The organism is Pseudidiomarina fusca, from assembly GCF_032227045.1.
GTDB lineage: Bacteria > Pseudomonadota > Gammaproteobacteria > Enterobacterales > Alteromonadaceae > Pseudidiomarina > Pseudidiomarina fusca.
On the sequence record NZ_JANFPJ010000022.1, the window covers coordinates 26,454 to 44,284 of the forward strand.

General features: G+C 48.7%; 12 protein-coding genes. 7 read left to right on the forward strand and 5 right to left on the reverse strand.

All coding sequences use genetic code 11. The annotated features are described in order from the left end of the window. Positions 1–124 precede the first annotated feature (124 nt). The 3 genes from NOG12_RS10530 to NOG12_RS10540 all read right to left on the reverse strand — a co-directional run bounded on the left by NOG12_RS10530 (position 125) and on the right by NOG12_RS10540 (position 2,199). Positions 125–598 carry a Dps family protein gene (locus tag NOG12_RS10530; RefSeq protein WP_110075504.1) on the reverse strand — a complete coding sequence of 158 codons (474 nt, stop codon included), beginning with the start codon at positions 596–598 and terminating at the stop codon, positions 125–127. A gap of 89 nt (positions 599–687) precedes the next feature. Beyond that, on the reverse strand, positions 688–1,617 hold the full coding sequence (gene trhO, locus NOG12_RS10535) for an oxygen-dependent tRNA uridine(34) hydroxylase TrhO (RefSeq protein ID WP_313933244.1): 930 nt from the start codon (positions 1,615–1,617) through the stop codon (positions 688–690). 72 nt (positions 1,618–1,689) lie between these two features. Then, positions 1,690–2,199: a protein tyrosine phosphatase family protein gene (locus NOG12_RS10540; protein WP_313933245.1), complete on the reverse strand. Its 510-nt coding sequence runs from the start codon at positions 2,197–2,199 to the stop codon at positions 1,690–1,692. 174 nt (positions 2,200–2,373) lie between these two features. On the opposite strand from NOG12_RS10540, the gene recC reads away from it, so the two are divergent. From recC to NOG12_RS10565, 5 genes are all read left to right on the forward strand, one after another. Further along, a complete protein-coding gene (gene recC / locus NOG12_RS10545) occupies positions 2,374–5,805 on the forward strand; it encodes an exodeoxyribonuclease V subunit gamma (RefSeq protein WP_313933246.1) in 3,432 nt (1,143 codons plus the stop codon). Then, positions 5,802–9,497, forward strand: a complete 3,696-nt coding sequence (gene recB / locus NOG12_RS10550; protein WP_313933247.1) for an exodeoxyribonuclease V subunit beta — start codon at positions 5,802–5,804, stop codon at positions 9,495–9,497. The genes recC and recB overlap by 4 nt, the downstream gene beginning before the upstream one ends. After that, positions 9,487–11,472: an exodeoxyribonuclease V subunit alpha gene (gene recD / locus NOG12_RS10555; RefSeq protein ID WP_153826886.1), complete on the forward strand. Its 1,986-nt coding sequence runs from the start codon at positions 9,487–9,489 to the stop codon at positions 11,470–11,472. The genes recB and recD overlap by 11 nt, the downstream gene beginning before the upstream one ends. 2 nt (positions 11,473–11,474) lie before the next feature. Continuing rightward, positions 11,475–11,894, forward strand: coding sequence for an alternative ribosome rescue aminoacyl-tRNA hydrolase ArfB (arfB, locus tag NOG12_RS10560; protein ID WP_110075498.1), 420 nt, complete (start codon positions 11,475–11,477; stop codon positions 11,892–11,894). A gap of 129 nt (positions 11,895–12,023) precedes the next feature. Beyond that, complete coding sequence (locus NOG12_RS10565; RefSeq protein WP_313933248.1) at positions 12,024–14,513, forward strand: penicillin acylase family protein; 2,490 nt, start codon at positions 12,024–12,026, stop codon at positions 14,511–14,513. 14 nt (positions 14,514–14,527) lie between these two features. On the opposite strand, the gene NOG12_RS10570 is transcribed toward NOG12_RS10565, so the two are convergent. Beyond that, entirely contained in the window at positions 14,528–15,418 is an 891-nt protein-coding gene (locus NOG12_RS10570) for a MaoC family dehydratase (RefSeq protein ID WP_313933249.1), read from the reverse strand. Between the two features lie 282 nt (positions 15,419–15,700). On the opposite strand from NOG12_RS10570, the gene NOG12_RS10575 reads away from it, so the two are divergent. Further along, positions 15,701–16,798 (forward strand): NAD(P)/FAD-dependent oxidoreductase, encoded by a 1,098-nt coding sequence (locus NOG12_RS10575; protein WP_313933259.1) that lies wholly within the window; start codon positions 15,701–15,703, stop codon positions 16,796–16,798. A gap of 11 nt (positions 16,799–16,809) precedes the next feature. Here NOG12_RS10575 and NOG12_RS10580 read toward each other — a convergent pair whose 3' ends face one another. Then, positions 16,810–17,094: a hypothetical protein gene (locus tag NOG12_RS10580; protein WP_313933250.1), complete on the reverse strand. Its 285-nt coding sequence runs from the start codon at positions 17,092–17,094 to the stop codon at positions 16,810–16,812. A 216-nt stretch (positions 17,095–17,310) separates the two neighbouring features. Between NOG12_RS10580 and NOG12_RS10585 the strand changes: the two genes are divergently transcribed. Beyond that, positions 17,311–17,829 carry a WYL domain-containing transcriptional regulator gene (locus NOG12_RS10585; RefSeq protein WP_162014575.1) on the forward strand — a complete coding sequence of 173 codons (519 nt, stop codon included), beginning with the start codon at positions 17,311–17,313 and terminating at the stop codon, positions 17,827–17,829. Positions 17,830–17,831: the final 2 nt, after the last annotated feature.

Here is a 17,831-nt window from a genome sequence, read left to right on the forward strand (position 1 = left end):
CTTGTTATTATCGTACAGCAGTTGTAAGCATAGCAGATTTTTTATAAAAAAAACCCGACGCCAATATTAGGTGTCGGGCTTTTCTTTATTTTTCATTTAACTAGCTGCTAGTAAACAAATACTGTTAGCTCAAGTATGAGGTGAGCATCCAAGCAGTTTTCTCTTGCTCTTTGATGTAATCACTCATCAATGAGGACGTACCTTCATCACCGGCTTCGCTAGCAAGCTCAAGGATTTCGCGTTGCAAGCGGATAGTGATTTTGTAGCTATCAAGAATTTCACGAACACAAGCCTTGCCATCATGAATATCTTTAGATTCTTGAATTTCGCTTGCTTCAATGTAAGTAGAATATGCGTGCAGCGGACGCTGGCCTAAGGTTAGGACACGCTCTGCAATTTCATCTACTTTCAGCAACAACTCGTTGTAGGTTTCTTCAAACTTAGCATGCAGTTCAAAGAACTCTTTACCTTTAATGTTCCAATGGAAGCCGCGCACATTCATGTAGAAAATCTGATAGTTGGCCAGTAGTTGATTTAACCGTTCAGCAAGCTGTTCAGAATGTTTTTGGTCTAAGCCAATCACGTTCAGCTGTTTCATCTATGACTCCTTGTTACGCTAAGAAAAAACTTTCTCTATCACTCTATCTATGACCGAGTATAGACCTTTTCAAGGGCAATAGAAACGGCTTAATTCTGTTGTAACTGCTCTAACTTGCCATCGCGAATGTGCTGTTCGCCTCGTTGTTTTGCCAGCTGAATTTGCTTTTCGCGTTCAGCAAATCGTTGCTTTTGCTCAGTACTTGTTTTGTCATGACAATGAGGGCAGCTAACGCCTTTAACGTAATGCTCTGATTGCATTTCTTCAGCAGTAATCGGCATGCGGCAAGCGTAGCACTGATCATAGTTGCCTTGCTTCAAGCCATGGCTTACGGTCACGCGCTGATCAAACACAAAACAATCACCATTCCAGCTGGTTTCTTCTTCGGGTACTTCTTCTAAATATTTAAGAATGCCACCTTTAAGATGGTATACCTCGTTAAAGCCAAGTGACTTTAAATAGGCCGTAGATTTCTCACAGCGAATGCCACCGGTGCAAAACATGGCAACCTTTTTATGTTGGCTTGGGTCGAGGTGTTCTTTCACATACTCAGGAAATTCACGAAAGCTCTCGGTTTTAGGGTTGATCGCACCCTCAAAAGTTCCGACGGCGTATTCGTAGTCATTACGAGTATCGATAAGCAGTACTTCAGGGTCGCGGATGAGAGCGTTCCAATCTTTCGGATCTACGTAGGTGCCCACCACATTCTTCGGATCCACCCAGTCGATGCCCATGGTGACTATCTCTTTTTTAAGCTTCACTTTGGTACGGTAGAAAGCTTGGGTATCGCTGGGCGATTCTTTGTGTTCAAGATCGGCAAATACAGCTTGCTGGCGTAAAAAATCAAGGACCTTATCGATACCTGTGCGGGTACCGCAAATAGTACCGTTAATACCTTCGCGGGCTAACAGTAACGTACCTTTAACGTCGTTGCTGATCATGGCTTGATAGAGGGGCTCGCGAAATTCAGCAAAATCGTTAAATTCCACAAACTTATAAAGTGCGGCGCAAATATACATAAGATTTCCTTTTATTGGCGATTCGGAACGTAAATCCGAGGTCAAAAAATGCGCGCATAGTCTAGCATAAAGTTAATCTTGAAGCAGCTGTTTCACACTATCCTCTAAATCACCCAAACCATGCTCATAGCCAATGCGCAAAGCCTGCTCAGCGCTAGCTTGTTGTAGCCAATAAGCGCGTAATGCCATCATCGCACCAACCCGATTACCACTGGAGCAATGCAGCAGGGTGGGTTGTGGCGTAGCTAAAAGCTGATCAAAGGCTTGTATATTGGCTAGGGTTAAATCAGCAGCACCACGAATGGGTAAATGCTGATAATTTAATTGCAGTGCGGCGGCCCATTCGGGTTCAGGATGATCAGCAACTTCGGCATCAGAGCGTAAATTAATGACTTGGCGCACACCTAGCTGCTGTAATGCAGCCAATTGTTGTTTGGTCGGCTGGCCACTGACATAGCGGTCGGGGCTTGGTTGCAACACATCAGCTAGCGGAGTTGGCGCTGGCGTCGCTGGCGTTGGTGCGCATGCACTGAGGACACTGGTGAAGATGACTGCTGCGGCAAGTAGGGTGATGATTTTCATGTTAGCTCCAAGTCACTACGATTCAAGATCACTTTAAACCAGGCTCTGTTAACTTACTATCGCTACCTTATTTGGGGTGATACTAAGTAGGCGACGCATAATGTCGTTTAATCATGCTAGTTTACAGTAGTGGGTTTAGGTACGATGACGGTTAGAATAATTTGAGGATATCAAATGAGTGAAATAACGCCAGGTATGATTGTTGTACACAGCCATAGGTTAGAGGAACTAACCGATCTAGTGGTTGGTGTGACTCAGCGCTATCCTTTGCAGCCCCTAGAAACCGAGACTGTCTTAGTGCAATCGAATGGTATTGCACAATGGTTGAAGTTGCATGTAGCAAAGACCACGGGCATCGCTAGTATGTTAGAGGTGACGTTACCCGCGCGGTTTCAGTGGCGAGCTTATCGGGCCGTACTTGGCGATCAACTACCCACCTCGTCCCCCTTTGATAAAAACCGTCTAACCTGGCGGATATTTCGGATCTTGCCACTGCATTTGGCCGAGCCTGAATTTGCAGTGCTGCAACGCTATATGAAAGATGATAGTGACCAACGTAAGTTGTTACAGCTAAGCCAGCGTTTGGCGGACTTGTATGATCAATATCAAATGTATCGGGCTGACTGGTTAGATAATTGGGCCGATGGCAGCAGTACCGATGTAAAAGTGGGTGACGACGACCTATGGCAACCGCTGTTATGGCGTTATTTGCTGGCCGATGTTGGAGACCAGCGCTGGAATAACCGCGCCACTTTGCATCGCGAATTCATCCAAGCGGCACAACAGCTAACTGCCGCCAGCCGACCCAAGAACTTACCGCGGCGAGTGATTATCTTTGGTATCTCAAGTTTGCCCGAGCAATTACTCGAATTATTTAATGCGCTGAGCTCGTGCGTGCAGGTGATTTTGTGCGTGCACAACCCTTGTGCTGAGCATTGGAGTCATATTGTTGATAATAAGAGAATTTTGGAGCAAGAGGGGTTGCATGCCGAGGCCAATCCACTGCTAGCGGCATGGGGCAAGCAAGGCCGCGATTACATTCGCTTGTTAGAGCTTGCCGATGAGTCTGCAGCGGTACGCGAACAGCTTAATTATCTAAAATCTGACATTTTTCCGCACAGCTTACCGCCACAACCTAGTGTTTTAAACATGCTGCAAGACGATATTCTGCGCTTACGCAGCGTGGCTGAGTCACAGCAGCAGTGGCCGCAATTACAACAGCCGCAGGCCATGCAGTTTCATTGTGCGCACAGCCCACAACGTGAAGTAGAAGTGCTTCATGATCAGTTGTTGGCTTGGTTTGCCGAAGACGAAACCTTGCAGCCGCGCGATGTGATGGTGATGGTGCCAGATATTAACTTGTATGCACCGCATATCGATGCGGTATTTGGGCGTATCGAGCGCAGCGATCCTCGTTTCTTACCTTACACTATTGCCGACCAAGGTCAGCGTCATCGGCATCCGATCCTGATTGCGCTAGATTATGTGTTGGCGATTCGGCAACAACGAGCCACCGCCAGTGACATCATTGACTTACTGCAAGTACCAGCGGTGGCCGCCAAACTGGGCTTGGCTGAGCAACACTTACCCTTGTTGCAGCGCTGGATAGAGCAAGCCGGTATCCGCTGGGGGTTGGCGGCTGAGCATCGGACTGCGCTAGGATTGCCCAGTAGCGATAGTAACAGTTGGATGTTTGGCTTGCGGCGGATGCTGCTGGGTTACGCAACCGGAGCGACTCCACTGCTAGATAGTGAGTGGCAGGAGACCGAACCCTATGCCGATGTGGCTGGTCTTGAAGCCGAAGCGGCTGGCGCTTTATTACTGTTTATTGATCGTCTCTTGGCGCATTTTAGTGCCGCTGAACAGCCGCGTACCCCACTGGATTGGACCGAGTATTTAGCTGGGCTGCTTACCAGCTTATTTATAGCTAGCAGTGATGCCGATGAAATTCTCTTGCAGCGGTTACGACAGCAATTAGAGCAGTGGTTGCAAGCTTGCGACGAAGCCGGTTTTACGCAAACTATACCGCTTACAGTGGTTACTGAAAGTTGGTTGAGTGAGGTCGATCAACCGCAGTTAAATCAACGCTTTTTAGCCGGTAGTGTGAATGTGGCAACACTGATGCCGATGCGTGCCATCCCGTTTAAAGTCGTTTGTTTGTTGGGGATGAATGATGGTGATTATCCGCGTTCGCAAAAGCCCGTTGATTTTGATCTGATGGCGAGAGATTTTCGTCCAGGTGATCGCTCTCGTCGAGAGGATGATCGCTACCTATTTTTAGAAGCTCTGCTATCTGCGCGTGAGCGTTTTTATGTCAGCTGGCACGGGCGTAGTATTCGCGATAACTCTGAAAAGCCACCCTCGGTGTTAGTGAGCCAGCTATTAGAACACTTGCAGCGTCTGTGGGGGCCCTATGCGTGGGTACAAGAACATAAACTGCAGCCGTTTAGTCGCGCTTATTTTAAGACCAGCCAACCGCAGTACCAACAGTGGTTTACCTTTGCTGAAGAATGGCAGGTCGTTCATAGCGAGCCAACCGATACGCTCAATCAACCGATAGTGACCTTGCCGCCTTTTGTCCAAGAGGGTGAGCTTACCGTAAGCCAATTGACGGACTTTTTTAAAGAGCCGGCCAAGTTATTGATGAACTTGCGCTTTGGGGTGTATCTACGTGAACAACAGTTAACGGCAAAGGATGACGAATGTTTTGTGCTGGATGGCTTAAGCCGCTGGCAATTAACGCAAGAGGCGCTGACAGCGGTGCACGAACCGCTGTTGCAGTCAGCTGATGCAGGGCATTGTCACATGTACTTGCAACTAGCACTGGCTCGTTTACAGCGCCAAGGTAACTTGCCGCAAGGGGCTGCTGGTGAGCTCATGAAGCAGGATATCGCGGCCCAAGTACAAGCCATCATCGCCCAAGCGCAGCCACTGTTAACCGAGTATAAGCAGCCGGTGCCGGTGCAAACAATCAGGGTACAGAGTACCGAATTAACGCCACCTTTGACGGTTAGTGAAACCTTTCAGGGACTGCGGCAAAATCATGTGGGTGAGCGCTTACATTTGATCTTGAGCCCATCAAAACTGGTGCACTCAATCGGTAAAGAATTACAACCACGCTTAAAGCATGCCGTGCGTTGTTACCTTGAGCATCTCATACTGAATACTGCTGCGCCCACGCAAACCTTCATGTTAGGGCCGATTGGTGGTTTAAGTTTAGCGCCGCTACCTACAGCTAATGCGCAGGCACAACTGCAGAATATTTTGGCGGCGGTGGCAGAGGGCTTAACCTGGCCATTACCGCTGGAGCTTGAAACTGCTGCTGCCGGGTTAGTTGCTCACCATAAGACCTTAGCTAACATGCTCAACGCAGAACAACTCGAGCTGGTGCATGACGATGCCGAGCAGGCTTACGAAGATGGCAATAGAACAGTGGCAGCTTTGGTCACCAGTAAAAGATACGTAGCACGCTTTTATCCAACTTACACCGAGTTAGTGGCAGATCAACAGATGTTGGCGTGGGTCAAGCGTTTGTACTTACCTTGGTTTGCCACGTTAACCGCAATTGGCCATGGTAGTGAAGGTGACACAGGAGACAGTGAATGAGCATGGAACAAGCTACCGCATCGCCCGCAATTATTAGTTTAGATCCTGTAACTATGCCACTGGTGGGCAGTCGTCTGATTGAGGCCAGTGCCGGTACCGGTAAAACTTACACCATCGCAGCTCTTTATGTGCGTCTCGTGCTCGAGCGTCGGTTGCTACCCGAGCAGATTCTCGTTGTGACCTTTACCGAAGCGGCCACCGAAGAATTACGTGATCGTATTCGTGCCACCTTAAGTGAAGCGGCCGAATATTTTCGCGATAGTCAGGTCGGTACCGACAAAGACTATCTAGTGACCTTACGTGAGCAGCAAACGGATTTGCCAGCGGCTGCACAATTGTTAGCGCAGGCGGCTCTAAATATGGACGAAGCCGCAGTACATACGATTCATGGCTGGTGTAATCGGATGTTGCGAGAGCATGCATTCGCGAGTGGCAGTTTATTCACTCAGCAGCTGAATACCGACAATCAGGAGCTTTGGCTACAAACAGCGCAGGACTATTGGCGCAGTTTTATTGCTCCATTAGCGGCCAACGAAGTGGCGCTTTATCAAGCTTTTATTGAAGCTTTTGCGACCCCCGCAGAGCTTTTAAAACGTGCGTTAAAGTTAGTGGCTCATACGGAGCGGTTACCTCAGGTTGTACCGCATCAATTATTGCAGCAACAAGCCGAGCAAATTGAGCAACTAAAACACACTTTTTTAGAGCTGCCTTGGGCTGAATGGAGTGATGACATCGTCGCAATCATTGGGCAATTGCGCACTGAGGGTAAACTCAAGAATGCGAACAAAATTCAAGCCGCGTCGGTAGCTAAATGGCATCAACAGTTATTAGCTTGGGCGCAGCAACTGGCGGCTGGGCAATTGGTGTTGCAACCTAGCCTAAAGCCAGAGTCCGGATTTGTGCGGTTAACACCCGATGGCATGGACGAGGTGGTTCCTAGTGGCGTTCCAGAACATCCATTCTGGCAGAAGTTTGCTGATTTGCAGCAAGCGGTAGCCAAATTGCCCGAACTCAAGACCCCCTTGCTGCAACATGCAGCTCATTGGTTGCAACAACGTTTTGCCGAGCTACAGCGGCAGCGCGCGGAAATGGGCTTTGATGACATGCTCACGCGGCTTCGTCGAGCTCTACACAGCGAGCAGGGACCGCTCCTGGCAAGCACCATCAAGCAGCAGTTTCCCGTTGCTATGATTGACGAGTTTCAAGATACCGACCCGGTACAGTACGATATTTTTGATCGGGTTTACGATATTGCTCATACCGCCGACCCGTGCGGGGTGTTTTTGATCGGCGACCCTAAACAGGCGATTTATTCGTTTCGTAATGCTGATATTTATACGTACTTAAAGGCGCGGCGGGCTACCACTGGGCGTCATTACACCTTGGCTAAGAATTTTCGTTCTACCCATGCCATGGTTACTGCCACCAATGCGTTATTTAAGCAGGCGGAGTCCTCGCCGCTGGGTGCGTTCATGTTTGCTGACCCTTCCAATGACGACAACCCCGTACCTTTTATTGAAGTGGCGGCAAATGGTCTATCGCGCACTTTTGTGGCAGCACAACAGCCACTGGCAGCGTTACAGATTGCCATGTATGACCCAGCTGACAAGACCTCCGATGGCGAATGTAAAACAGCCTTGGCGCAACACTTTGCGGCTACTATTGTGCAGCTATTGAATGACCCAGACAGCGGTTTTAAGGCTGCGGATGGCGCCGTGCAACGGGTGCAACCAGGTGATATTGCAGTGCTTGTTAATAGCGCCAATGAAGCTCGGCTCATGCGTGATGCCTTGCGCCAGCGCCAAGTGCAAAGTGTCTATCTGTCGGATCGCGACTCTGTGTTTGCCGGCGTGGTGGCTACTGATTTACTCACCTTATTACAAGGCTGTGCGCAACCTCGTGATCCTGGCCTAGTGCGGGCAGCATTAAGCACCCAATTATTGAGTCTAAGTTTAGCTGAGCTAGATGACTATTTTAGTGATGAATTGCGCTGGGACCAATTAGCCGATCAGATGCTCGAATATCATCAACGTTGGCAGCGACAAGGGGTGTTGCCGATGCTGCAGCGGTTGCTGCATGATTTTAAAGTGCCGGCTAGGCTGCTGCAGCAGGTACAGGGTGAGCGTCAGTTAACCGATGTATTGCATTTAGCCGAATTGTTGCAGCAGCATGCTGCGGTAACTGAAGGCATGACCGGAGTGCTACGCTATTTAGCCGAACATATTCAATTGGCGCAACAAAGTCACAGCCGCACCGATAGCTCAGAACAACAAGTACGACTTGAAAGTGACAGCCAACTGGTGCAGGTGATCACTATCCATAAATCTAAGGGATTACAGTATCCGTTAGTCTTCTTGCCCTTTATCAGCAACGTCTGGCCGAAGCAGTTCCGGGTGCAGTATCCGGCTAGTTATCACGACGCTAATGGTGAGTTATGTTTTGCTTACGATAAGCAGGATGAAAAGGGAATTGAAGCGGCCGAGCGAGAGCGTTTAGCCGAGGATATTCGCAAACTTTATGTGGCAGCCACGCGGGCGCAATACGCCACATTTGTCGGGATTGCACCCTTTAAAGAATTTAAGAATAGTGCCCTACATTATATTCTGGGTGGTTTTAACGGCCCCATCAAAAAACTGAGTGGGCTGCTGTTGCCCGGCACTGCTGCGGTACAACAAATTACCGCTAGCAGCTCCCTTGAGACTTATCAGCCGCCATTGCAACAACTACCGCAGCTAGCGCATTGTCGGATGCCAGCTGGATATCAACTGCAAAGTTGGTGGGTGGCCAGTTACAGTGCCTTGAAATATGGCGAAATGAGTTTGGTTGAAGATGATGCCGATGGTTTGAATGTGCTCGAGGGCCGGTACGACGATGCCCCTGAAACTAGCCCAGTGGGGCTCACCAGCGAGTTATTCGAGCAAGCGCCAGTGCTAGGAACCATTCATGGTTTTCCGAAAGGCGCTGGCCCGGGTACCTTTTTACACCATTTACTAGAAACAGCTGCCGATGAGGGTTTTGCCACTGTGGCGGCATCTACTGAGTTGGGTGACCAGCTGGCAGAACAAGCAAGCTTAGTTGAAACGTGGGCGGAGGAAGCCGACATGCTGGGCCACTGGCTGGTTCACTATCTGAAGACACCGTTTAAGGTAGGTGAGCATCAGCTTTGCTTAGCTGATTTAACAAACTATCAGGCGGAGCCCGAGTTTTGGTTTGAAGCTCGTGGTGTATCGGCACAGAGTATTGACCATTTGGTGCGTAAGTACGTGTTGGTTGGGCATCAACGCCCGCTGTTGTTACCGGCAAAATTGAATGGCATGCTAAAAGGCTTTATTGACTTAGTATTTGAATTTGATGGTAAATATTATGTCGCTGATTATAAGTCAAATTACCTTGGGGCGAATGCGGAAGCTTATACCCAAACGGCTATGCGGGATAAAATTTTAGCCAGCAGATACGATTTGCAGTACGTTATTTATACCTTGGCCCTGCATAAACTGTTACAAGCACGATTAGGTGATGCCTATGACTACGATACTCATGTGGGTGGTGCTGTTTATCTGTTTATGCGGGGGTATGAAACCGATCATGGCGGGGCGTTTTACGACCGTCCACCGCGCGCCTTAATTCTTGAGTTAGAAGCCTTATTTATGGGCACCACAATGAGCACAGCGGAGGTGACCCATGGCAAATAGCCCGATGAAGTTATCTGTGGTTGAGATTCTTGAGCCAATGCATGAACAGGGTTGGATTCGCTCAATCGACTTAGCGCTGGCCAAGTACTTAGAGCAGCTGGCCGGCCCTGACGAAGAAATTTTGGTGTTATTCGGCGCATTAGTAAGTCATCAACTGGGGCGAGGTCATCCTTGTTTAGATTTGCATGGCTTACTCTATGACCCTGAAACTACCTTAGCGTTGCCACCTGAACACGCCAGTGCGCTGGCTAGAGAGGACTGCATGCGGCCAGCAATGCTGGTGTGTTTGTACTTTCGAGATTACGGCAGCATTCCGATGCGTAGTAAATTGCTGCAGGTGTTACCAGAAGACCCCGCCGCACCGATCGGGAGTTCGAATAGCCCGTTAGTGTTAGCGCCGAACGGAAGGCTCTATTTACGTCGCTATTGGAATTATGAGCTAAGCATCAAAAATGATTTGCGACAACGTATGCGGCAGCAGCCGTCGGTGGATAGCGCTGCCCTCAAGCAGGTGCTGGATGAGTTATTTGGGCCGCTCACTGCAGCGGACGAGTATAGTTGGCAGCGTTTGGCTTGTGCGTTAGCCATGCGTAGCTGTTTTACGATTGTTACCGGCGGGCCCGGTACCGGTAAAACCTATACGGTAGTACGTCTACTTGCTACCTTACAGCGTTTGCGGGAGCAGCAACAACCGCTGCGCGTGCGTCTCGCAGCGCCTACCGGCAAAGCAGCCGCACGAATGAGCGAAGCTATTAGCACCGAGTTAAGTAATCTTAATTGCAGTGATGGCTTGAAGGCAGAGATCACTACCGAGGCCGTTACCTTGCATCGTTTGTTAGGCTCGCTCCCGCAGCAGCGTGGCTTCAAACATAATCACAGCCACCCGTTAGCTGCTGATGTGTTGATCATTGATGAAGCCTCAATGGTTGATATTGAAATGATGGCTGCGGTGGTTGATGCCTTACCCGCACATGCCAGGTTGATTTTGCTGGGCGATAAAGACCAACTGGCTAGTGTTGAAGCTGGCGCTGTGTTGGGACAGCTTTGTCGAGAGGCTGAGCATGGGCATTATAGCGACGCTACCGCCAATTGGCTGAATGAAACCTCAGAGCAACCTTTGCCGATGGATAAAATGGATCCGCAAGGAGAGCAATGGCCTTACTTACAACATACGGCAATGTTTCATGTGAGCCGTCGTTTTGACCCCAACAAAGGCATTGGCAAATTAGCCAACGAGGTCAATCAGCAACAGGTGGGCTGGTTAAATGATTGGATGTACGGCCAAGAGCAAGCAACTGCCCAACAGCAGCAGTTAGATAACATTGACCTGTTGGTGGTTGAGACAGCACGCGCTCCTGCGTTTAAAGAGCTGGTACTCGAAGGCTTGAGCGGCTTGTCAGAGCTGTTACAGCAGCGCCCCGCACCTAGCGCCACCGATGTCGAATTTGATGACTGGGCGCGAATCGTTCTAACCCAGTTAGGGCAATTTCAATTGTTAGCAGCTACGCGGGTTGGCGAGTGGGGCCTGCAGGGCTTGAACGAGCAAGTGATTCGCTGGTTGCACGGTGATTTAGAGCATGTGGATGGTTGGTTTTACGGCCGCCCAGTGATGATAACGCAAAACGATTACAGCATGAATCTGCGTAACGGTGATATGGGTATCGTGTTGCAGCGGCGACCCGATGAGCCGCTGCGAGTGGTATTTTGGGGCGCCGACCAAGGAATACGTTGGATTGTGCCTAGTCGTTTGAGTTTTGTTGAAACCGCCTACGCCATGACGATTCATAAGTCGCAAGGCTCGGAGTTTGCGCATACCGTGGTGGTGCTGCCAGACCGAGATATGCCGGTGTTAAGTAAAGAACTCCTTTATACTGGAATCACACGCGGCAAAACTCGAGTGAGTTTGGTTTGCGCTAATCCTTGGGTCATCATACAGGCGGTAAAACGCAAAATTTCCCGCAGTGGAGGGCTATAGCTATGGCCGCGATTATGATTTCTCAACGTGTATCGATCCCGGAACAAGAGCTTGAATGGCAGTTTGTACGCTCAAGTGGAGCAGGCGGGCAACATGTCAATAAAGTTTCCACGGCAGCCCAACTGATTTTTGATATTCAGGCCTCGTCGTTACCTGATTTTTATAAACAGCGGCTATTGGCGAAAAGCGACCACCGTATTACTCAAAGTGGCAAAATCATCATCAAGTGCCAAGCGTCACGCAGTCAGCAAGCGAATCGTGAAGAGGCCTTGCAGCAATTTATTGACCTGGTTGCGAGCGTCAATGTGATCCGCAAAAAGCGGATTGCCACTAAGCCAACCAAGGCCAGTCAACAGCGCCGTGTAGCCAAAAAGAAGCAGCGCGGTGATATTAAAAGTTTACGCAGAAAGCCGGCGGACTAAACACTATGTGACCTTTTTGTGATTGCGTGATGGTTAGGTTTCGGGTAATACTGAAGTACAATAATTAAACAAGCGTTTGATTAATAATCAACGCGCCATAACAACAACCACAGAACAAAAGGTACACCTATGTACACTCCTAAATTCAAACGGTCGCTGCTGGCGACCCTAGTCCTCAGTAGCTCTTTAGCTCTTGCGGCATGCGGTGATAGCGAACCGGATACGCAGCCTGAACCAGAAACACCACCCCCAGCACCCAGCGGCTTAGTGGCATTCGCGCCGAATGGCCAGCTCGATGCTAAAATTCAATGGACTGATTACGGCGTACCTTATGTAAGCGCTGACAATATGGAAAGCTTAGGCTATGGCGTAGGTTATGCTTTCGCTCAAGATAATATCTGTATATTAGCCGACCAAGTGGTGAAATTTAATTCTCAACGTGGCTATTACCACGGCCCTGATGCGGTGCCAGGTTCAGGTGATTCAGAAAATATTCTGACAGATTTTGGCTTTTTAACGTTGGGGATTCGCGAAAATGCAGAAGTAGGCTTTGAGCAAATTAGCGAAGAAACCCAAGCACTGATCACCGGTTATGCCGCCGGCTACAACCGCTATTTAGCTGATACTGGGGTAGCTAATATCGACCCCGCGTGCGCAAATGCGCCATGGGTGCAGCCGATCACGCCGATTGATTTAATGACCTATGCGCAGGGTGTGGCTTTATTACCGGGCGCCGCTAATTTCACCGGGCCGTTATTTTTAGCCGTACCTAGTAATCAAAGTATTGTCACTGATGCTGCCACAGGCCAGCCGGTGCCATTGAAGTTTGATCCGCAGTCGGTAGGCATTCCGGATACTAACCCGACTGAAGCGGGCTCCAACGGTTGGGCTATCGGTAAAGATCTTAGTGCCTCGGGCCAAGGGATGCTGATTGCTAATCCACATTTTCCACACTCAGGGAACCAACGTTTTTGGCAGTTTGGTATTGAGGTTCCGGGCCACTTAAAAGTGGTTGGTGGTTCGCTCTCGGGGATGCCAGGTATTATCAACATCGGCTTTAACGAGGATGTAGCTTGGACCCATACGTTTTCTACAGCATCACGCTTTACCATCCATCGCTTAACCCTGGATACCAATGACAGCACAGGCACTACCTATCTGTTAGACGGTGAACCGGTGAAAATGACCACCAAAACTCACCAAATTCGCGTTGCTAATGGCCCTGATAGCTACATGACGCTTAGAAAAACCAGTTATTACAGCGAATTTGGCCCCCTAATTATTGTTCCTAATGCCTTGCCATGGGGGAATGATGCGACCGGTCAAGTAGCAGCCTATGCCTTGCATGATGCAAACCTTCCTAACTATGAACTGTTTGACCATTGGTTTGGGATGAACCGAGCTAGCAGTATTGCTGAATATAAACAAACCTTTGCTGACTTTACCGGAACGATATTTAACAATGCGATGGCGACGGATAAAGACGGTAATGTGTTTTTCAGCGACGGCTCTTCGGTACCTAATATTGCACCAGAAGCTCTAGCTGTTTGGTCACAGCATCCGTTGTATCAGGCTTTAACCCAGCAATCGGGCTTATTTATCTTCCCGGGTGATGATAGTGCCTTTATGCCACAGGGTACCGTGCCTTTTGCGCAAGCACCGCAATTGGAGCGTACCGATTTTGTCCAAAACTCAAACGATAGTTTTTGGTTAACCAATCCAGAGGCACCGATTTCTGGGGTATCGCCATTGTGGGGTCCGGTCGGTAATCAGCAGTCGTTACGCTCGCGCTTAGGGCAAAAAATGCTAGCTGAGGGTGGTTCGGCAAATGGATTGTTTACCCGTGCGGACCTAGTGGATCGCTTGATTGGTAACCGCAACTATTTAGGTGAAGCCATTTTGACCGATTTACTGGCTTTATGCGATGCTCAAACGACGGATGTGATAGCTCCGGCTTGTGGTGCTTTAGCGCAGTGGGACGGTTTAATGAATGTGGACAGCGTGGGTGCCATGGTGTTCCGTGAATTTGCTTTTGAGTTTAATCGTAACCCGCAATGGCAGGTTCCTTATAACCCAGAGCTACCGCTTACGACGCCTCATACCTTAGCTGCTAACGAGGTTGTGGTGCAGCAATTAGCCGCCGCACAACAACGTATTACTAACGCAGGGTTAGACATTAATGGGCCCTTGGGCAGTGTGCAGTTTGTTGAGAAAAGTCTAGCTGATGGCAGCGCTTCTGGCCTGAAGCTGCCATGGGGCGGAGCTCACAATATTGAAGGTGGCTTTAACGTATTCCGCAGCAATATGGGTAACGATGGTACGGTATTGCCGCGTCATCGCTATCCGTTATTGCCAGGATCTGACTTGAGTGCCGCCGCTGGTGGTTACCATATTACTTATGGTTCAAGCTGGATGTTCGCTTTAGAGTTTACTGATGAAGGTCCGGTTGCAGAGGGCTTGTTATCGTACTCGCAAAGTTCAAACAGTGAATCAGACCACTTTATTGATCAGACCTTGCTTTACTCGAGCGAGCCACAACTACGTCCGCTATATTTCCATCAAGCGGATATCGACGCCCATATTGAGGTTGAATTACAGCTTACTGGCAGCAGCCAGTAAGCCGTTAGCCAGGGTTAGTCAGCAAGAAACTGAAAGCCACCTTCAAGTCGTTGAAGGTGGTCTTCAGCTCCACAAATCTGATAACGACCACTCTGCTGTTGCTCATCTAACTGTTGCCACAAACGAATACGAGCTGGCAGGGGGACCGGACGCTTGAACGACACATCAATGGCACGCACGGCTTTACCAGCGGCACGTTCAATTTCTGCTTGAGCTCGAGCTGCCATATACATCCCATGAATAATAGGTTGTTCAAAGCCAAACCAGCGCGAGACTAACGGATGTAGATGAATCGGGTTAAAGTCACCTGATAAGCGCGCGTATTGGCGCCCACTCGCTTCATTTAATTGCCATTCCGACAAAGCTTGCCAGGGTTCACTGGGCGCTTCGGCAGCTTTCTTGTCGCGAGACGGAGCTTTTGCTGATGATTTCGGCATCACTTGATATTCGCTGGTACAGGTGACGACCAATTGTTCGTCTTGCCAGAACTCAACGGTAAATAGCGGGCGTAAACGGCGCGGCGACACTTTGGGTCCACGCGCAGGAATAGCGATGCTTGCTTTCATAATAAAGTCGGTATTTGTTGCCACCGCTTGATGTTGTTCTAGAGCGTTACTCACGTGCACTAGCCCAGGTGCTGGCCAAGGGAACTGTTCACCTAGCATTTGCGCTAAGTGTACGCGCTGTGCCAAACAGTACATTAAGGTTAACGGCACCTCATTACTGAATCCGGCAAAGGCTTCGTGATAGCGCTGCAAGCGCTCATTAGTAAAACCTGGAGCTTGAAACACATCACTTATTTGAAAAGCATCTGCGGCTACATCGTCTTTTCGCGCCACGGTAAATAGTGAACGAAAAAACATGCCTGGCAAATTTGGCAGTGTGGTTGGGTGTTCCATATGCATAACGCCAAGTCCTTAAAGAAAGTCAGGGTGTATTTATACCATAAATTTGCTGGAATCAGGTTATACCTCTAGTAAATTCAAGCCGAGATCTAAAAATACTTATCAGAATGGAGCGTAAAAGTTTGACTAATGACCTATCTTGAATCATATTTTAGTTAATTGCGAAATACAAAAGCAAGAAAGCAGCAGGAGATTCGAGATGGCTAATGTGATCGTGATAGGTGCTGGTTTAGGTGGGGTGTCCGTTGCTTTTGAGTTACGCGAACGCGCGATGACGTGGTGATGCCAATTGCTAAGTACCTGACCAAGCGGGGGGTGGCCTTTTCTCCTGCTGGCGTAGCTGCTATCGATGCTGCGAATAATCAGTTAACTTTGGGTGATGGTAGCCATCGAGCTTTTGATTATTTAGTGATTTGTAGTGGTCCGCGGCTGGCATTTGAAGCTGTGGAAGGCAGTGGTCCAGAGGGCTTTAGTCAGTCTATTTGTACGGTGGATCATGCAGTGAAAGCGCATGAAGATGTTAAGCGTCTTTATTCAAATCCAGGCCCAGTGGTGATCGGAGCTCTGCCTGGAGCCAGTTGTTTCGGTCCTGCGTACGAGTATGTGTTGTCGTTGGAATACGAATTGCGTAAACGCAAAATCCGTGACCAAGTGCCAATTACCTTTGTGACGCCAGAGCCTTACATTGGGCATATGGGCTTAGGCGGTGTCGGTGACTCAAAAGGACTGATGGAGCATAAGTTCCGCGAGCATGGCATTCGCTGGATTTGCAACGCCAAGATCACCAAGCTCACTGACGGTGTAGTGCATTTTGATGAACTCGATACCAAAGCTGAGGTAGTAGCAAGCCAGCAGCTTGAGTTTGCTCATTCGATGTTTTTACCGCCCTTTAGAGGTTCGGAGGCCGTTGCTGCAGTACCTGACCTTTGCAACCCGAAAGGCTTTGTGATCACTGACAAATATCAACGTTCTCCTACGTATAACAATATTTTTGCAGCCGGTGTCTGTGTTGCCTTGGCCCCTATTGAAACCACACCAGTGCCGGTTGGGGCGCCTAAAACTGGCCTCATGATTGAATCAATGACGACCGCTATTGTGCATAATATTTGTGCGCTAGTAGAGGGTAAGCAGGTGGACTCAATTCCTACGCTGAGTGCTTTGTGCTTGGCAGATATGGGGAATACCGGTGCGGCATTTTTGGCAGTACCGCAAAATCCACCACGTAATCGTAATTGGACGGGCTCAGGTAAATGGGTTCATTTAGCCAAAATAGCCTTTGAGAAATACTTTATGTTTAAAGTTAAACGAGGTACTAGTGAGCCGGTATATGAGCGAATTGCACTTAAGTTTATGGGTGTAGAGCGGTTAAAAGATAAATAAACAATGGCCGCTTAATAGCGGCCATTATCGTCTTTTTTCTTACCGTTATCGTCTTTCTTTTTCTCTTTATCTTTGAGCAGCGCTTCACGCTCGGTGGTGCGTTGCTCTTTTAGAGCTTCTTTTTCGGCTTTCATTTTTTCACGTAGGGCGTCGCGTTTGGCTTTCAGTTCTTCGCGTGCCTGTTCTGCCGTTTGTTTGCTTTGTTCCTTGCTTTGTTCGCTACTTTGTCCATGAGCTGGTTGAGCCAACAGAGCTAAGCTAGCCGCAGCTAAGATCATCATCAGAATATGTCGCATAAGTATTCTCCGCTAAGTTGAGGTCAATGCCATAACAACCAGAAAGGCATTCTAGCACATAAGTTAAGCGGATTAAGCTTGACTATACAATGTAGCATAGTAACTTTTTGCTTTATCTTTACAGGGTGGATTGCATGCGTCATGATATGACGCATATTGGCGGTAAGCTACAAAAGTAAAAAAAAACAATAAGTAGTTGAGACAAGGAGTATGTCTGTGCAGAGAGTGATGCGATATTTGATGTTGTTGCGGCATATTCCGCGGCAGCCTCAAAAGATAGATGTGAGTTCGCTATGTGATAAGCTCGTCACGCATGGGATTGATGTCAGCGTTCGTACCGTGCAACGCAATTTAGTTGAGTTGTCAGAAGTTTTCCCGCTAGTTGCAGATGAACGCTCACGACCGTATGGATGGAGTATTGTGCAAGATGCGCCTTTATTGCCGCTGTTGTCTATTCCGTCTGATGGTAAAAGCAATTTTGCGGTGCAGACCGTCAAACTAAAATGTCAGCCATGTTTACGACATTTTCTGAAATCGCAGCCGTTGTTGCCGAATCAGAAAATCGAAGAAAATGGTGAGTCAATTTTGTTAACGGCGCAGTTGCCTCTTTCAAAAGAGTTAATCAGTTGGGTCTTAAGTTGTGGTCCCTATGCAGAGGTACTGGAGCCTAAACAACTGCGTGTTGAGATAGCCAAGCAGCTGCGAAAAATGGTTGAGATCTATCCGCACTCCTAGCG

What these genes read in the sequence shown, in the direction of transcription:
- NOG12_RS10530 (WP_110075504.1), bottom strand. Translation starts at nt 598, where the DNA reads ATGAAACAGCTGAACGTGATTGGCTTAGACCAAAAACATTCTGAACAG.
- trhO (WP_313933244.1), bottom strand. Translation starts at nt 1,617, where the DNA reads ATGTATATTTGCGCCGCACTTTATAAGTTTGTGGAATTTAACGATTTT.
- NOG12_RS10540 (WP_313933245.1), bottom strand. Translation starts at nt 2,199, where the DNA reads ATGAAAATCATCACCCTACTTGCCGCAGCAGTCATCTTCACCAGTGTC.
- recC (WP_313933246.1), top strand. Translation starts at nt 2,374, where the DNA reads ATGAGTGAAATAACGCCAGGTATGATTGTTGTACACAGCCATAGGTTA.
- recB (WP_313933247.1), top strand. Translation starts at nt 5,802, where the DNA reads ATGAGCATGGAACAAGCTACCGCATCGCCCGCAATTATTAGTTTAGAT.
- recD (WP_153826886.1), top strand. Translation starts at nt 9,487, where the DNA reads ATGGCAAATAGCCCGATGAAGTTATCTGTGGTTGAGATTCTTGAGCCA.
- arfB (WP_110075498.1), top strand. Translation starts at nt 11,475, where the DNA reads ATGGCCGCGATTATGATTTCTCAACGTGTATCGATCCCGGAACAAGAG.
- NOG12_RS10565 (WP_313933248.1), top strand. Translation starts at nt 12,024, where the DNA reads ATGTACACTCCTAAATTCAAACGGTCGCTGCTGGCGACCCTAGTCCTC.
- NOG12_RS10570 (WP_313933249.1), bottom strand. Translation starts at nt 15,418, where the DNA reads ATGCATATGGAACACCCAACCACACTGCCAAATTTGCCAGGCATGTTT.
- NOG12_RS10575 (WP_313933259.1), top strand. Translation starts at nt 15,701, where the DNA reads ATGCCAATTGCTAAGTACCTGACCAAGCGGGGGGTGGCCTTTTCTCCT.
- NOG12_RS10580 (WP_313933250.1), bottom strand. Translation starts at nt 17,094, where the DNA reads ATGCGACATATTCTGATGATGATCTTAGCTGCGGCTAGCTTAGCTCTG.